This is a genomic window from Enterobacter sp. UCD-UG_FMILLET, from assembly GCF_000762975.1.
Taxonomy (GTDB): Bacteria; Pseudomonadota; Gammaproteobacteria; order Enterobacterales; family Enterobacteriaceae; genus Enterobacter; species Enterobacter dykesii.
This window is the reverse complement of sequence record NZ_JRJC01000023.1, coordinates 109198-125537: the sequence shown is the minus strand read 5'-3', so window position 1 is coordinate 125537 and position 16340 is coordinate 109198. Positions and strand designations below refer to the sequence as shown.

Below are 16340 nucleotides of genomic sequence, written 5' to 3'. Positions count from 1 at the left end.
GCGACGCATGAAAGCAGCGGCAAAAACGCTAAAACCAAAACGTCAGGAAGAACAGGCCAACTTTATCAGTTGGCGTTTTGCGTTGCTTTGCGGCTGCATTTTACTCGCTCTGGGTTTTCTGCTTGGACGCGTGGCCTGGCTACAAATCATCGCTCCTGACATGCTGGTACGCCAGGGTGACATGCGTTCCCTGCGCGTTCAGGAAGTGTCGACATCCCGCGGGATGATCACCGACCGCTCGGGTCGTCCGCTGGCGGTGAGCGTGCCGGTGAAGGCGATCTGGGCCGATCCGAAAGAACTGCATGATGCAGGCGGGATCACGCTTGATAACCGCTGGAAGGCGCTTGCGGATGCGTTGAAGATGCCGCTGGACCAGTTAGCTTCACGCGTGAATACCAACCCGAGAGGGCGGTTTATCTATCTGGCGCGTCAGGTGAACCCTGACATGGCGGACTACATCAAAAAATTAAAGCTGCCGGGCATCCACCTGCGTGAAGAATCCCGTCGTTACTATCCCTCCGGCGAAGTGACTGCTCACCTCATTGGCTTTACTAACGTCGATAGCCAGGGGATTGAAGGCGTTGAAAAAAGCTTTGATAAATGGCTCACCGGCCAGCCCGGCGAGCGCATTGTGCGTAAAGACCGCTATGGTCGCGTAATCGAGGATATCTCCTCTACGGACAGCCAGGCCGCACACAACCTGGCGCTGAGTATTGATGAGCGGTTACAGGCGCTGGTTTACCGCGAGCTGAACAATGCCGTGGCTTTCAACAAAGCGGAATCGGGCAGTGCCGTGTTAGTCGACGTCAACACGGGTGAAGTGCTGGCGATGGCCAATAGCCCTTCCTACAACCCTAACAATCTCACCGGTACGCAGAAGGATGTTATGCGTAACCGTACCATCACCGACGTATTCGAACCGGGTTCGACCGTTAAGCCGATGGTGGTCATGACTGCACTTCAGCGCGGTATCGTCAATGAAAACACCGTACTGAATACCATTCCATACCGAATTAACGGCCACGAAATCAAAGACGTGGCGCGCTACAGCGAATTGACCCTGACCGGGGTGTTACAGAAGTCGAGTAACGTCGGTGTTTCAAAGCTGGCGTTAGCGATGCCGTCCTCAGCGTTAGTAGAGACTTACTCACGTTTTGGGCTTGGAAAGGCGACCAATTTGGGGTTGGTCGGAGAACGCAGTGGCTTATATCCTCAAAAACAACGGTGGTCTGACATAGAGAGGGCCACCTTCTCTTTCGGCTACGGGCTAATGGTGACACCGTTACAGTTAGCGCGAGTCTACGCAACGATCGGCAGCTACGGCGTTTATCGTCCGCTGTCGATTACCAAAGTTGATCCACCGGTTCCCGGCGAGCGTATCTTCCCGGAATCAACCGTCCGTACTGTTGTTCATATGATGGAAAGCGTGGCGCTGCCCGGTGGCGGCGGCGTGAAGGCGGCAATCAAAGGTTATCGCATCGCCATCAAGACCGGTACGGCGAAAAAAGTAGGGCCGGACGGCCGCTATATCAACAAATACATTGCCTATACCGCAGGCGTTGCGCCTGCAAGCAATCCGCGTTTTGCGCTGGTGGTCGTGATAAACGATCCACAGGCGGGTAAATACTACGGCGGCGCCGTCTCCGCGCCTGTGTTCGGGGCTATCATGGGCGGCGTGTTACGCACCATGAACATTGAACCGGATGCGCTGGCGACGGGCGAAAAAAGTGAATTTGTAATTAATCAAGGCGAGGGTACAGGTGGCAGATCGTAATTTGCGCGACCTTCTCGCTCCGTGGGTGCCAAATGCACCGGAGCGAGCACTGCGAGAGATGGTACTGGACAGCCGCGTGGCTGCTTCTGGCGATCTTTTTGTGGCGGTGGTCGGTCATCAGGCGGACGGGCGTCGTTATATCCCGCAGGCGATTGCGCAAGGTGTGGCTGCCATTATTGCTGAGGCGAAAGATGAGGCAACCGACGGTGAGATCCGTGAAATGCATGGAGTGCCGGTTATCTATCTCAGCCAGTTAAACGAGCGTCTTTCCGCGCTGGCGGGACGTTTTTATCACGAACCTTCCGACCAGCTGCGCCTGGTTGGCGTCACGGGTACGAACGGTAAAACCACTACCACGCAGCTGATGGCGCAGTGGGCCCAGCTGCTGGGTGAAACCGGTGCGGTGATGGGTACCGTGGGTAACGGCCTGCTGGGCAAAGTGAGCCCGACGGAAAACACCACCGGCTCGGCGGTAGACGTACAGTACGTGCTTGCCGGTCTGGCAGGGCAGGGGGCAACCTTTGCTGCAATGGAAGTCTCTTCGCACGGTCTGGTACAGCACCGCGTCGCGGCGCTGAAATTTGCCGCTTCCGTATTTACCAACCTGAGCCGCGATCATCTTGATTATCACGGTGATATGGAGCATTACGAAGCCGCGAAATGGCTGCTGTTCTCTACTCACCATTACGGACAAGCCATCATCAACGCCGACGACGAAGTGGGCCGCCGCTGGCTGGCGAAGCTGCCGGATGCGGTTGCGGTGTCGATGGAAGACCATATCAATCCGAACTGCCACGGCCGCTGGCTGAAGGCGGTTGAGGTGAATTATCACGACAGCGGGGCGACAATCCGCTTTGCCTCTTCCTGGGGTGAAGGTGAGATTGAAAGCCGCCTGATGGGCGCCTTTAACGTCAGCAACCTGCTGCTGGCGCTGGCAACGCTGCTGGCGCTGGGTTATCCGATGGCTGAACTGCTGAAAACCTCAGCGCGTCTGCAGCCGGTTTGCGGCCGCATGGAAGTGTTCAGCGCGCCGGGCAAACCGACCGTTGTGGTTGATTATGCCCACACGCCGGATGCGCTGGAAAAAGCGCTGGAAGCGGCGCGCCTGCACTGCGCCGGTAAGCTCTGGTGCGTGTTTGGCTGCGGCGGCGATCGCGACAAAGGCAAACGCCCGCTGATGGGGGCTATTGCTGAGCAGTTCGCAGATATTCCGGTTGTGACCGATGACAACCCGCGTACCGAAGAGCCGCGCGCCATCATTAATGACATTCTGGCGGGCATGCTGGACGCTGGACGCGCTCGCGTGGTGGAAGGCCGTGCGGAAGCAGTGACCAACACCATCATGCAGGCGCAGGAAAATGATGTTGTCCTGTTAGCGGGCAAAGGGCATGAAGATTATCAGATCGTTGGCAATCGCCGTCTGGACTACTCGGACCGCGTAACGGCAGCACGTCTGCTGGGAGTAGTGGCATGATTAGCATCACGTTAAGCCAGGCCGCTGCCATCCTGCAGGGCGACCTGCACGGGCAAGACCTGACCATTGATGCCGTAACGACGGACACCCGCAAAATCACCGCAGGCTGTCTGTTTGTGGCGCTGAAAGGCGAGCGTTTTGATGCGCATGATTTTGCAGAACAGGCCAAAGAGAACGGCGCTGGTGCGCTGCTCGTCAGTCGCAAGCTCGATATCGATCTGCCACAAATTGTGGTGAAAGATACGCGTCTCGCATTCGGTGAGCTGGCCGCCTGGGTTCGTCAGCAGGTCCCTACTCGCGTTGTCGCCTTGACCGGTTCATCAGGCAAGACGTCGGTGAAAGAGATGACGGCGTCGATCCTCAGCCAGTGCGGAAATACGCTTTATACCGCGGGCAACCTCAATAATGACATCGGCGTGCCGATGACATTACTCCGTCTGACCAAAGAACATGAATTTGCAGTGATCGAGTTAGGGGCAAACCACCAGGGCGAAATCGCCTGGACCGTGAGCCTGACTCGCCCGGAAGCCGCGCTGGTGAATAACCTCGCGGCGGCGCATCTGGAAGGCTTTGGCTCGCTGGAAGGCGTAGCGAAAGCCAAAGGTGAGATTTACACCGGCCTGCCGGATGACGGTATCGCCATCCTGAACGCCGACAACAACGACTGGCTGAACTGGCAAAGCATCATTGGTTCGCGTAAAACCTGGCGCTTCTCGCCAAATGCGGCCAACAGTGATTTTACCGCGACCAATATCCACGTGACGTCGCACGGCACGGAGTTCACCCTCACGACCCCAACGGGTGACGTTGATGTGCTGCTGCCGCTGCCGGGTCGCCATAACATCGCCAATGCGCTTGCGGCGGCGGCGCTGTCGACGGCGGTGGGCGCGTCGCATGAGGCGATTAAAACCGGGCTGGCGAATCTGAAAGCCGTGCCGGGGCGTCTGTTCCCGATTCAGCTTTCGGAAAACAAGCTGCTGCTGGATGACTCCTACAACGCGAACGTTGGCTCGATGACGGCGGCGGTGCAGGTGTTATCTGAAATGCCGGGCTATCGCATCATGGTGGTGGGCGATATGGCAGAGCTGGGCGACGAAAGCGAAGCCTGCCATACCCAGGTCGGTGAAGCGGCGAAAGCGGCAGGGCTGGACTGCGTGCTGAGCGCAGGAAAACTGAGCCAGGCGATTAGCCATGCCAGCGGCATTGGCGAGCATTTTGCTGATAAAGCCGCGTTGATAGCGCGCCTTAAGGCGTTGATTACAGAAAAACAAATTGTGACTGTGTTAGTGAAAGGTTCACGTAGTGCCGCCATGGAAGAGGTTGTGCACGCATTACAGGAGAACGGGACATGTTAGTTTGGCTGGCCGAACATTTGGTCAAATATTATTCAGGCTTTAACGTCTTTTCGTATCTGACGTTTCGCGCCATCGTCAGCCTGCTGACTGCGCTGTTCATCTCGTTGTGGATGGGCCCGCGCATGATTGCCCGTCTGCAAAAACTCTCTTTCGGCCAGGTTGTGCGTAACGACGGTCCGGAATCGCACTTCAGCAAGCGCGGCACGCCGACCATGGGCGGGATCATGATCCTGACCGCCATCGTCGTTTCCGTGCTGCTGTGGGCGTATCCTTCCAACCCGTACGTCTGGTGCGTTCTGACGGTACTGGTGGGTTACGGGATCATCGGTTTTGTTGATGACTACCGCAAAGTCGTCCGCAAAGATACCAAAGGCCTGATCGCGCGCTGGAAATATTTCTGGATGTCGGTGATCGCGCTGGGTGTGGCCTTTGCGCTGTATCTGGCAGGCAAAGACACGCCTGCCACCGAGCTGGTCGTGCCGTTCTTTAAAGACGTGATGCCACAGCTGGGGCTGTTCTACATCCTGCTGGCCTACTTTGTGATTGTCGGTACCGGCAACGCCGTTAACCTGACCGACGGTCTGGATGGTCTGGCGATTATGCCAACCGTCTTTGTGGCCGCCGGTTTTGCGCTGGTGGCGTGGGCGACCGGTAACATGAACTTTGCGAACTACCTGCACATCCCTTATCTGCGCCACGCGGGTGAGCTGGTGATCGTCTGTACGGCGATTGTCGGCGCGGGGCTGGGCTTCCTGTGGTTCAACACCTATCCGGCGCAGGTCTTTATGGGTGACGTCGGTTCTCTGGCTTTGGGCGGTGCGCTCGGCATTATCGCCGTACTGCTGCGTCAGGAGTTCCTGCTGGTGATCATGGGCGGCGTGTTTGTGGTTGAAACCCTGTCGGTGATTTTGCAGGTCGGTTCCTTCAAGCTGCGCGGTCAGCGCATCTTCCGTATGGCGCCGATTCACCACCACTATGAACTGAAAGGCTGGCCGGAGCCGCGCGTGATTGTGCGCTTCTGGATTATTTCGCTGATGCTGGTGCTGATTGGCCTGGCAACGCTGAAGGTACGTTAATCATGGCAGATTACCAGGGCAAAAAAGTCGTTATCATCGGGCTGGGCCTCACGGGGCTCTCCTGCGTGGACTTTTTCCTCGCGCGCGGCGTGACGCCACGCGTGATGGATACGCGTGTCTCTCCGCCGGGTCTGGACAAACTGCCGGAACAGGTTGAACGCCACCTTGGTGGTCTGAATGATGACTGGCTGCTGGCAGCCGATCTGATTGTCGCAAGCCCAGGTATGGCGCTGGCGCACCCTTCGCTGAGCGCTGCTGCGGATGCGGGCGTTGAAATTGTCGGCGATATCGAGCTGTTCTGCCGCGAAGCGCAGGCGCCCGTTATCGCCATTACCGGTTCTAACGGTAAAAGCACCGTCACCACCCTGGTGGGGGAAATGGCGAAAGCGGCGGGAATGAACGTCGGCGTTGGCGGTAATATTGGTTTACCTGCTCTGATGCTGCTGGACAAAGGCTGCGAGCTGTATGTTCTCGAACTTTCCAGCTTCCAGCTGGAAACCACCTCCAGCCTGCATGCCGCGGCGGCGACAATCCTTAACGTGACCGAAGATCATATGGACCGATATCCATTTGGTCTGCAGCAGTACCGTGCCGCCAAGCTCCGCGTTTATGAAAATGCCAAAGTCTGCGTTGTTAACGCCGATGACGCGCTGACCATGCCTGTGCGTGGCGCAGACGATCGCTGTATTAGCTTCGGTATCACGATGGGGGATTACCACCTGAATCGTCAGTTAGGCGAAACCTGGCTGCGCGTGAAAGGTGAGAAAGTGCTGAACGTGAAAGAGATGAAGCTCTCTGGTCAGCACAACTATACCAATGCCCTGGCGGCGCTGGCGCTGGCGGATGCGGTAGGGCTGCCACGCTCCTCCAGCCTGAAGGCGTTAACCACGTTTTCTGGTCTGGCGCACCGTTTCCAGCTGGCGCTGGAGCACAACGGCGTGCGCTGGATCAACGACTCCAAAGCGACCAACGTGGGCAGCACTGAGGCCGCGCTGAACGGTCTGCACGTTGACGGCACCCTGCATTTACTGCTGGGCGGCGACGGTAAATCAGCGGATTTCTCCTCTCTGAAGCCGTATCTCGCCGGAGATAACATCCGCCTGTACTGCTTCGGCCGTGACGGCAGCGAGCTGGCTGAACTGCGCCCTGAGGTTGCCGAGCAAACCGAAACCATGGAACAGGCGATGCGGTTGATTGCTCCTCGCGTGAAGCCAGGCGATATGGTGCTGCTCTCTCCGGCCTGTGCCAGTCTCGATCAATTCAAGAATTTCGAACAGCGTGGTGATGTCTTTACCCGCCTGGCGAAGGAGTTAGGCTAATGCGTTTATCTCTCCCTCGCCTGAAAATGCCGCGCCTGCCAGGATTTGGGATCCTTGCATGGTTGTTTGCGGCGCTCAAAGGCTGGGTGATGGGCTCTCGTCAAAAAGATAACGACAGCCTTGTCATGTACGATCGCACGCTGTTCTGGCTCACGATGGGGCTGGCGGCGGTCGGCTTCATTATGGTGACGTCAGCCTCAATGCCCGTCGGGCAGCGTCTGGCGAACGATCCTTTCCTGTTTGCCAAGCGTGATGGTCTTTACATCATCCTGGCGTTCTGTCTGGCGCTGGTGACCTTGCGTCTGCCGATGGAGTTCTGGCAGCGGCACAGTACGGCGATGCTGATCGCCTCGATTATTATGCTGCTGATCGTACTGGTGGTGGGGAGCTCTGTTAACGGGGCATCACGCTGGATCGCCTTTGGCCCGCTGCGCATTCAGCCTGCGGAATTTACCAAGCTCTCCCTGTTCTGCTACCTGGCTAACTACCTGGTGCGTAAGGTAGATGAAGTGCGTAACAACCTGCGCGGCTTCTTAAAACCGATGGGCGTCATTCTGGTGCTGGCGGTATTACTGCTGGCGCAGCCTGACCTCGGTACCGTGGTGGTACTTTTTGTGACCACCCTGGCCATGCTGTTCCTGGCGGGCGCGAAGCTGTGGCAGTTCATCGCTATTATCGGGATGGGGATTTCGGCGGTTGTGCTGCTGATCCTCGCCGAGCCTTACCGTATTCGCCGTGTGACCTCGTTCTGGAACCCGTGGGAAGATCCCTTCGGCAGCGGCTATCAGCTGACGCAGTCGCTGATGGCCTTTGGTCGCGGTGAAGTCTGGGGGCAGGGGTTGGGTAACTCGGTACAGAAACTGGAGTATTTACCGGAAGCGCATACTGACTTCATCTTCTCCATTATTGCGGAAGAACTGGGTTATATCGGTGTGGTATTAGCGCTTTTAATGGTATTCTTCGTCGCTTTCCGCGCCATGTCCATCGGCCGGAAAGCGCTGGAGATCGATCACCGCTTCTCAGGATTCTTAGCCTGTTCTATTGGTATCTGGTTTAGCTTCCAGGCATTGGTTAACGTCGGGGCCGCAGCGGGTATGCTGCCGACCAAAGGTCTGACGTTGCCGTTGATCAGTTATGGTGGTTCGAGTCTGTTGATTATGTCGACGGCCATCATGTTTTTGTTGCGCATAGATTATGAGACGCGTCTGGAAAAAGCCCAGGCGTTTACACGAGGTTCACGATGAATCAACCGAAGCGGTTAATGGTGATGGCAGGCGGTACCGGCGGACACGTGTTCCCGGGGCTGGCGGTTGCGCACCATTTAATGGATCAGGGCTGGCAGGTACGCTGGCTGGGAACCGCAGACCGCATGGAAGCCGACCTGGTGCCGAAGCACGGTATCGAGATCGACTTTATTCGTATTTCCGGCCTTCGGGGCAAAGGCCTCAAGGCAATGCTGCTGGCACCGGTGCGTATTTTTAACGCCTGGCGCCAGGCGCGCACCATCATGAAGCGCTTTAAGCCAGATGTGGTGCTGGGCATGGGCGGCTATGTCTCTGGTCCTGGCGGGCTGGCGGCGTGGTCGTTAGGCATTCCCGTTGTGCTGCATGAACAGAACGGTATTGCCGGTCTGACCAACAAGTGGCTGGCGAAAATCGCTACCAAAGTTATGCAGGCGTTTCCCGGTGCGTTCCCGAAAGCGGACGTGGTGGGGAACCCGGTGCGTGTGGATGTGCTGGCGCTCCCGCTGCCGGATGCTCGCCTGTCGGGCCGTGAAGGGCCGGTTCGTGTACTGGTCGTCGGCGGCTCTCAGGGGGCACGTGTCCTAAACCAGACGATGCCGCAGGTTGCCGCAAAGCTGGGGGATACCGTGACCATCTGGCACCAGAGCGGAAAAGGCGCTCAGCAGACCGTTGAGCAAGCTTACGCAGACGAAGGCCAGCCGCAGCATAAAGTTACAGAGTTTATCGACGACATGGCGGCAGCCTATGCCTGGGCCGATGTCGTGGTCTGTCGTTCAGGCGCGCTGACGGTGAGCGAAATCGCAGCCGCGGGTTTGCCGGCCCTGTTTGTGCCGTTCCAGCACAAAGACAGACAGCAGTACTGGAATGCGCTGCCGCTTGAGAAAGCCGGTGCCGCGAAGATATTTGAACAGCCACAATTTACCGCCGACGCGGTCGCCACCACCCTGGCGGGCTGGAACAGAGACGCACTGCTGGAGATGGCGCAACGCGCGCGCGCGGCCGCTATCCCTGATGCGACGGAACGGGTGGCAAAAGAAGTGAGCCTGGCAGCCCAGGCTTAACCCTCGCAGCGCGTGTTGCGCTGCACGAATTTTAAGTAGTCGATGGCGTTTAGAGAATGAATACACAACAACTGGCAAAACTGCGTTCAATCGTGCCCGAGATGCGTCGCGTCCGGCACATTCACTTTGTTGGCATCGGTGGTGCTGGCATGGGCGGTATTGCCGAAGTGTTAGCTAACGAAGGCTATCAGATCAGCGGGTCTGACCTGGCGCCAAACCCTGTTACGCAGCAGCTGGCGTCGCTTGGGGCGACTATCTATTTCAACCATCGTCCGGAAAACGTGCGCGATGCGAGCGTGGTGGTGGTCTCAAGCGCCATCTCCTCTGATAACCCGGAAATCGTTGCCGCGCACGAAGCGCGCATTCCGGTGATCCGCCGTGCAGAAATGCTGGCGGAACTGATGCGTTTCCGTCACGGCATCGCCATTGCCGGGACCCACGGTAAAACGACGACCACGGCGATGGTTTCCAGTATTTATGCGGAAGCGGGTCTCGACCCGACGTTCGTCAACGGCGGTCTGGTCAAAGCCGCGGGCGTACACGCGCGTCTGGGCCACAGCCGTTACCTGATTGCTGAAGCGGATGAGAGCGACGCATCGTTCCTGCACCTGCAGCCGATGGTGGCGATTGTGACTAACATCGAAGCTGACCATATGGATACCTACCAGGGTGACTTCGAGAACTTAAAGCAGACCTTCATCAACTTCCTGCACAACCTGCCGTTCTACGGGCGCGCGGTGATGTGCGTAGATGATCCGGTGATCCGCGAGCTGCTGCCGCGCGTGGGTCGTCAAATCACCACTTACGGCTTCAGCGAAGACGCTGACGTCCGCGTGGAAGAGTACAAACAGATTGGTGCGCAGGGGCATTTCACTCTGGCGCGTCAGGACAAAGAGCTGCTGCACGTCACGCTGAATGCGCCGGGGCGCCATAACGCCCTCAATGCCGCAGCGGCAGTGGCCGTCGCGACGGAAGAAGGCATTGATGATGATGCGATTCTGCGCGCGCTGGAAAGCTTCCAGGGTACCGGCCGTCGCTTCGACTTCCTCGGTGAATTCCCGCTGGACGCCGTGAACGGTAAAACCGGCACAGCGATGCTGGTGGACGACTACGGCCACCATCCGACCGAAGTGGACGCCACCATTAAAGCCGCGCGTGCAGGCTGGCCTGACAAAAATCTGGTGATGATCTTCCAGCCGCACCGCTTCACGCGTACTCGCGATCTGTATGACGATTTCGCCAGCGTCCTGTCACAGGTAGACACCCTGTTAATGCTAGATGTCTACGCCGCAGGCGAGACGCCGATTCCTGGCGCAGACAGTCGTTCTTTATGTCGCACCATCCGTGGGCGCGGGAAAGTTGACCCTATTCTGGTTTCTGACCCTGCACAGGTGGCGGAAATTCTGGCACCGGTCCTGACAGGTAACGATCTGATTCTGATTCAGGGCGCGGGAAATATCGGCAAAATCGCCCGTACCTTAGCTGAAATCAAACTGAAGCCGCAAACCCAGGAGGATGAGCATCATGGCTGATAAGATTGCTGTCCTGTCTGGCGGTACCTCCGCCGAGCGCGAGGTTTCCCTGAATTCCGGCGCGGCCGTGCTGGCGGGCCTGCGTGAAGGTGGCGTCAATGCGCACCTGGTCGACCCAAAAGAGGTCGACGTGACGCAATTAAAAGCCATGGGCTTCGATAAAGTCTTTATCGCTTTGCATGGTCGCGGTGGTGAAGACGGCACCCTGCAGGGGCTTCTGGATTTGATCGGCATGCCGTACACCGGCAGCGGCGTGATGGCCTCCGCTATATCTATGGATAAACTGCGCAGCAAGCTGCTGTGGCAGGGCGCGGGATTACCCGTTGCGCCATGGGTTGCGCTGACGCGTCGCGAATTTGAATTGGGCCTGCCGGATAGAGTTAATGCACGCATTGCCGAACTGGGCTTACCGGTTATTGTAAAGCCCAGCCGGGAAGGCTCCAGCGTGGGAATGTCCAAAGTCGACAAAGCTGAAGATCTTTCGTCCGCTTTAGCTCTGGCATTTCAATATGATGAAGAAGTTCTGATTGAAAAATGGCTCAGCGGGCCGGAATTTACCGTCGCCATGCTTGGCGAAGAAATTTTACCGTCAATCCGTATCCAACCGGCCGGAACCTTCTATGATTATGAGGCGAAGTATCTCTCTGATGAGACGCAATATTTCTGCCCATGTGGTCTTGAATCTGAGCGTGAAGCAGATTTACAGTCCCTGGTGCTTAAAGCCTGGCATGTTCTGGGTTGCCGCGGCTGGGGACGCATCGACGTAATGCAGGACAGTGACGGACAATTTTATCTGCTGGAAGCGAATACCTCTCCGGGAATGACCAGCCACAGCCTTGTGCCGATGGCCGCGCGTCAGGCGGGGATGAGTTTCTCGCAGTTAGTCGTACGCATTCTGGACCAGGCGGGCTGATATGTCTCAGGCTGCATTGAACACGCGCAACCGCGATGACGAGGACGAATACACCTCTTCACGCCGCAGTAATGGAACGCGTCTTGCAGGCATCATTTTCCTGCTCGGGGTGCTGTGCACCGTGTTTATTAGCGGCTGGATGGTCCTGGGCTGGATGGAAGATGCGCAGCGGTTGCCGCTCTCTAAGCTGGTGGTCACCGGTGAGCGTCACTACACGCGTAACGACGATATTCGCCAGTCAATTCTGGCGCTGGGCTCGCCTGGCACCTTTATGACGCAGGACGTCAATATTATCCAGAGTCAGATAGAACGTCTGCCATGGATAAAACAGGCGAGCGTAAGAAAGCAATGGCCTGATGAATTGAAGATTCATCTGGTTGAATATGTGCCCATTGCGCGTTGGAATGATCAGCACATGGTTGACGTCGACGGAAATTCCTTCAGCGTCCCGGCCGATCGTGTCAACAAGCAAAATTTGCCGATGTTGTATGGCCCTGAAGGCAGCGAAAACGAAGTGTTACAAGGTTTTCGTGAAATGGGTCAGGTGCTGGCGAAGGACAGATTTACGTTAAAAGATGCAGCCATGACGGCGCGCCGTTCCTGGCAGCTGACGTTAACGAACGGCATTAAGCTCAACCTGGGGCGCGGGGACACCATGAAGCGTCTGGCGCGTTTTGTCGAACTTTACCCGGTTTTACAGCAGCAGGCACAGACTGACGGCAAACGGATAAGCTACGTTGATTTGCGCTATGACTCAGGCGCAGCAGTCGGTTGGGTACCGGCTCCGGTCGAGGAACCTAATCAGCAACAGAATCAGGCACAGGTACAGGCAGAACAACAATGATCAAGGCGACGGACAGAAAACTGGTAGTTGGACTGGAGATTGGCACCGCGAAGGTTGCCGCTTTAGTAGGGGAAGTTCTGCCCGACGGTATGGTCAATATCATTGGCGTAGGCAGTTGCCCGTCCCGTGGTATGGATAAAGGTGGGGTAAACGATCTTGAATCGGTGGTCAAATGCGTTCAGCGCGCCATCGATCAGGCTGAACTGATGGCAGATTGCCAGATTTCTTCTGTCTATCTGGCCCTTTCTGGCAAGCACATTAGCTGCCAGAACGAAATCGGTATGGTGCCGATTTCCGAAGAAGAAGTGACGCAGGAAGACGTTGAAAACGTCGTGCACACCGCGAAATCCGTGCGTGTCCGCGACGAGCATCGCGTGCTGCATGTCATTCCGCAGGAATATGCGATTGACTACCAGGAAGGGATCAAGAACCCAGTCGGTCTTTCTGGCGTACGTATGCAGGCAAAAGTGCACCTGATCACATGTCACAACGATATGGCGAAGAACATTGTAAAAGCCGTTGAACGTTGTGGCCTGAAAGTTGACCAACTTATTTTCGCCGGTCTGGCGGCAAGTTATTCCGTACTGACCGAAGATGAACGTGAACTGGGTGTCTGTGTGGTCGATATTGGTGGTGGTACAATGGATATCGCCGTCTATACCGGCGGTGCGTTGCGCCACACGAAAGTGATCCCTTATGCCGGGAACGTTGTGACCAGCGATATTGCTTACGCTTTTGGTACGCCGCCGAGCGATGCAGAAGCGATTAAAGTGCGCCACGGCTGTGCGCTGGGGTCTATCGTTGGCAAAGATGAGAGCGTTGAAGTGCCGAGCGTCGGTGGTCGTCCACCGCGTAGCCTGCAGCGCCAGACGTTGGCAGAGGTGATTGAGCCGCGCTATACCGAGCTGCTCAACCTGGTCAACGAAGAGATTTTACAGTTACAGGAACAGCTTCGTCAGCAGGGCGTTAAGCATCATCTTGCGGCGGGGATTGTATTAACCGGCGGTGCAGCGCAAATTGAAGGTCTTGCGGCCTGTGCTCAGCGGGTGTTCCATACGCAGGTGCGTATTGGTGCGCCGCTGAATATCACCGGTTTAACGGATTATGCTCAGGAGCCGTATTATTCAACGGCTGTGGGCCTGCTTCACTACGGGAAGGAATCTCATCTCAGTGGTGAAGCAGAAGTGGAAAAACGCGTCTCAGTGGGGTCGTGGGTCAAACGACTGAACAACTGGTTGCGAAAAGAGTTTTAATTTTTTTAAGAGACCGGAGAGAATTAGCGGTCTCGGGCGACAGGCACAACGGAGAGAGAAATTATGTTTGAACCTATGGAACTGACCAACGACGCGGTGATTAAAGTCATCGGCGTCGGTGGCGGCGGCGGTAACGCCGTAGAGCATATGGTGCGTGAACGCATTGAAGGTGTTGAATTCTTCGCAGTTAACACCGATGCGCAGGCACTGCGTAAGACGGCTGTAGGCCAGACTATCCAGATCGGCGGTGGTATCACCAAAGGGCTGGGAGCAGGGGCTAACCCGGAAGTCGGTCGCAATGCGGCTGAAGAAGATCGTGAAGCGCTGCGCGCTGCGCTGGAAGGTGCGGACATGGTCTTCATCGCAGCAGGTATGGGTGGCGGTACGGGTACCGGTGCAGCACCTGTTGTGGCTGAAGTAGCTAAAGATTTAGGTATCCTGACCGTTGCTGTCGTGACCAAGCCTTTCAACTTTGAAGGCAAGAAGCGTATGGCGTTCGCGGAGCAGGGTATCACCGAGCTGTCCAAGCATGTGGACTCGCTGATCACCATCCCGAACGACAAACTGTTGAAAGTTCTGGGTCGCGGTATTTCCCTGCTGGACGCATTCGGTGCAGCAAACGACGTGCTGAAAGGCGCGGTCCAGGGTATCGCTGAACTGATTACCCGTCCTGGCCTGATGAACGTTGACTTTGCAGACGTTCGCACCGTGATGTCCGAAATGGGCTACGCGATGATGGGCTCTGGCGTGGCAAGCGGTGAAGACCGTGCAGAAGAAGCGGCTGAAATGGCCATCTCTTCTCCACTGCTGGAAGATATCGATCTGTCTGGCGCGCGCGGCGTGCTGGTCAACATTACCGCTGGCTTTGACCTGCGTCTGGATGAGTTCGAAACCGTGGGTAACACTATCCGTGCGTTCGCCTCTGACAACGCGACCGTGGTAATCGGTACTTCCCTTGACCCTGAGATGAACGACGAGCTGCGTGTTACCGTTGTTGCGACCGGTATCGGTATGGACAAGCGTCCTGAGATCACCTTAGTGACCAACAAGCAGACTCAGCAACCGGTAATGGATCGTTACCAGCAGCACGGTATGTCTCCTCTGACTCAGGAGCAGAAACCGGCCGCGAAAGTGGTGAACGACCCAACGCCGCAAACGGCGAAAGAGCCAGATTATCTGGATATCCCGGCGTTCCTGCGTAAGCAAGCTGACTAAGAATTGGCTGGAATTTGGGGATTTGCGCTCTTTGTGCTAAACTGGCCCACCGTTAGTGATATACACTCTCGGTTGGATAGTTAATTTGGCGAGATTATACGATGATCAAACAAAGGACACTTAAACGTATCGTTCAGGCGACGGGTGTCGGTTTACATACCGGCAAGAAAGTCACGCTGACGTTACGCCCTGCGCCGGCCAATACCGGGGTCATCTATCGTCGCACCGACTTGAATCCACCGGTAGATTTTCCGGCCGATGCCAAATCTGTGCGTGATACTATGCTCTGTACTTGTCTGGTGAACGAGCATGACGTGCGGATTTCTACCGTTGAGCACCTGAACGCCGCCCTGGCGGGGCTGGGTATCGACAACATTATTGTTGAAGTCGATGCGCCAGAAATCCCGATTATGGATGGCAGTGCTGCACCGTTCGTCTATCTGTTGCTGGATGCCGGCATCGAAGAACTGAACTGCGCGAAGAAATTTGTACGCATCAAAGAGACCGTTCGCGTCGAAGATGGCGACAAATGGGCTGAATTCAAACCGTACAATGGTTTCTCGTTGGACTTTACCATCGACTTTAACCATCCGGCGATTGATTCCAGCACCCAACGCTATGCGATGAACTTCTCTGCCGATGCGTTTATGCGCCAGATCAGCCGAGCCCGTACGTTTGGCTTCATGCGTGATATCGAATATCTGCAGTCCCGCGGCCTGTGCCTGGGCGGCAGCTTCGATTGTGCCATCGTTGTTGACGATTATCGCGTACTGAACGAAGACGGCCTGCGTTTCGAAGATGAATTCGTTCGTCACAAAATGCTGGATGCTATCGGCGACCTGTTCATGTGTGGTCACAACATCATTGGTGCATTTACCGCGTTTAAATCCGGTCATGCACTGAACAACAAACTGTTGCAGGCCGTCCTGGCAAAACAGGAAGCCTGGGAATATGTGACCTTCGAAGACGAAGCTGAACTGCCGCTGGCTTTCAAAGCACCAAGCATGGTTCTGGCGTAACGGGTCATCCCGTTTCGTAAAAAACTCGACTGGTTAACCTGGTACTCTCTCCGACCAGGAAGACCAGTCGTTTTTATTTTTACCCTTCTTCGTTTGCCCCAGCGTTATCTCTCGTTTGTCTTACGCAGAAAATGTGCGCGTTAGCTGCATTCTTGACCGTTTTTCCCCGCGGCGGCACCTCATTCCTGCTGATGTATATTGGCTTTAGTGGTACTATCTGGGCGCTAAAAAGAATAACTGAACTCAGCCTCTGCGAGGCTG

The 16340-nt window shown here is 56.3% G+C and carries 13 protein-coding genes; all 13 read left to right on the top strand.

Annotated features, from left to right (window positions below; translation table 11 throughout):
- Positions 1 to 7 precede the first annotated feature (7 nt).
- Complete coding sequence (locus LA04_RS10850; protein ID WP_047651534.1) at positions 8 to 1774, top strand: peptidoglycan glycosyltransferase FtsI; 1767 nt, start codon at positions 8 to 10, stop codon at positions 1772 to 1774.
- Positions 1761 to 3248 (top strand): UDP-N-acetylmuramoyl-L-alanyl-D-glutamate--2,6-diaminopimelate ligase, encoded by a 1488-nt coding sequence (gene murE / locus LA04_RS10845; protein WP_047651533.1) that lies wholly within the window; start codon positions 1761 to 1763, stop codon positions 3246 to 3248. The genes LA04_RS10850 and murE overlap by 14 nt, the downstream gene beginning before the upstream one ends.
- Entirely contained in the window at positions 3245 to 4603 is a 1359-nt protein-coding gene (gene murF / locus LA04_RS10840; RefSeq protein WP_047651532.1) for a UDP-N-acetylmuramoyl-tripeptide--D-alanyl-D-alanine ligase, read from the top strand. Before murE ends, murF begins: the two co-directional genes overlap by 4 nt.
- Positions 4597 to 5679: a phospho-N-acetylmuramoyl-pentapeptide-transferase gene (gene mraY, locus LA04_RS10835; RefSeq protein WP_008501985.1), complete on the top strand. Its 1083-nt coding sequence runs from the start codon at positions 4597 to 4599 to the stop codon at positions 5677 to 5679. The genes murF and mraY overlap by 7 nt, the downstream gene beginning before the upstream one ends.
- A 2-nt stretch (positions 5680 to 5681) precedes the next feature.
- The gene (gene murD, locus LA04_RS10830) at positions 5682 to 6998 is read left to right on the top strand and encodes a UDP-N-acetylmuramoyl-L-alanine--D-glutamate ligase (protein WP_045355138.1); all 1317 of its coding nucleotides are present in this window, start codon (positions 5682 to 5684) and stop codon (positions 6996 to 6998) included.
- The gene (gene ftsW / locus LA04_RS10825; RefSeq protein WP_024907458.1) at positions 6998 to 8242 is read left to right on the top strand and encodes a cell division protein FtsW; all 1245 of its coding nucleotides are present in this window, start codon (positions 6998 to 7000) and stop codon (positions 8240 to 8242) included. The genes murD and ftsW overlap by 1 nt, the downstream gene beginning before the upstream one ends.
- The gene (gene murG, locus LA04_RS10820) at positions 8239 to 9303 is read left to right on the top strand and encodes an undecaprenyldiphospho-muramoylpentapeptide beta-N-acetylglucosaminyltransferase (RefSeq protein WP_047651531.1); all 1065 of its coding nucleotides are present in this window, start codon (positions 8239 to 8241) and stop codon (positions 9301 to 9303) included. The genes ftsW and murG overlap by 4 nt, the downstream gene beginning before the upstream one ends.
- 56 nt (positions 9304 to 9359) lie before the next feature.
- The gene (gene murC, locus LA04_RS10815; protein ID WP_047651530.1) at positions 9360 to 10835 is read left to right on the top strand and encodes a UDP-N-acetylmuramate--L-alanine ligase; all 1476 of its coding nucleotides are present in this window, start codon (positions 9360 to 9362) and stop codon (positions 10833 to 10835) included.
- Entirely contained in the window at positions 10828 to 11748 is a 921-nt protein-coding gene (locus LA04_RS10810) for a D-alanine--D-alanine ligase (protein ID WP_047651529.1), read from the top strand. Before murC ends, LA04_RS10810 begins: the two co-directional genes overlap by 8 nt.
- Position 11749: 1 nt before the next feature.
- Positions 11750 to 12592 (top strand): cell division protein FtsQ, encoded by an 843-nt coding sequence (gene ftsQ / locus LA04_RS10805; protein ID WP_023334507.1) that lies wholly within the window; start codon positions 11750 to 11752, stop codon positions 12590 to 12592.
- On the top strand, positions 12589 to 13845 hold the full coding sequence (gene ftsA / locus LA04_RS10800; protein WP_023334508.1) for a cell division protein FtsA: 1257 nt from the start codon (positions 12589 to 12591) through the stop codon (positions 13843 to 13845). The genes ftsQ and ftsA overlap by 4 nt, the downstream gene beginning before the upstream one ends.
- A gap of 63 nt (positions 13846 to 13908) precedes the next feature.
- Entirely contained in the window at positions 13909 to 15060 is a 1152-nt protein-coding gene (ftsZ, locus tag LA04_RS10795; RefSeq protein ID WP_008501978.1) for a cell division protein FtsZ, read from the top strand.
- Between the two features lie 101 nt (positions 15061 to 15161).
- Positions 15162 to 16079 (top strand): UDP-3-O-acyl-N-acetylglucosamine deacetylase, encoded by a 918-nt coding sequence (gene lpxC, locus LA04_RS10790; RefSeq protein WP_008501977.1) that lies wholly within the window; start codon positions 15162 to 15164, stop codon positions 16077 to 16079.
- Positions 16080 to 16340 lie beyond the last annotated feature (261 nt).

What these genes read in the sequence shown, in the direction of transcription:
- LA04_RS10850 (WP_047651534.1), top strand. Translation starts at nt 8, where the DNA reads ATGAAAGCAGCGGCAAAAACGCTAAAACCAAAACGTCAGGAAGAACAG.
- murF (WP_047651532.1), top strand. Translation starts at nt 3,245, where the DNA reads ATGATTAGCATCACGTTAAGCCAGGCCGCTGCCATCCTGCAGGGCGAC.
- mraY (WP_008501985.1), top strand. Translation starts at nt 4,597, where the DNA reads ATGTTAGTTTGGCTGGCCGAACATTTGGTCAAATATTATTCAGGCTTT.
- murD (WP_045355138.1), top strand. Translation starts at nt 5,682, where the DNA reads ATGGCAGATTACCAGGGCAAAAAAGTCGTTATCATCGGGCTGGGCCTC.
- ftsW (WP_024907458.1), top strand. Translation starts at nt 6,998, where the DNA reads ATGCGTTTATCTCTCCCTCGCCTGAAAATGCCGCGCCTGCCAGGATTT.
- murG (WP_047651531.1), top strand. Translation starts at nt 8,239, where the DNA reads ATGAATCAACCGAAGCGGTTAATGGTGATGGCAGGCGGTACCGGCGGA.
- murC (WP_047651530.1), top strand. Translation starts at nt 9,360, where the DNA reads ATGAATACACAACAACTGGCAAAACTGCGTTCAATCGTGCCCGAGATG.
- LA04_RS10810 (WP_047651529.1), top strand. Translation starts at nt 10,828, where the DNA reads ATGGCTGATAAGATTGCTGTCCTGTCTGGCGGTACCTCCGCCGAGCGC.
- ftsQ (WP_023334507.1), top strand. Translation starts at nt 11,750, where the DNA reads ATGTCTCAGGCTGCATTGAACACGCGCAACCGCGATGACGAGGACGAA.
- ftsA (WP_023334508.1), top strand. Translation starts at nt 12,589, where the DNA reads ATGATCAAGGCGACGGACAGAAAACTGGTAGTTGGACTGGAGATTGGC.
- ftsZ (WP_008501978.1), top strand. Translation starts at nt 13,909, where the DNA reads ATGTTTGAACCTATGGAACTGACCAACGACGCGGTGATTAAAGTCATC.
- lpxC (WP_008501977.1), top strand. Translation starts at nt 15,162, where the DNA reads ATGATCAAACAAAGGACACTTAAACGTATCGTTCAGGCGACGGGTGTC.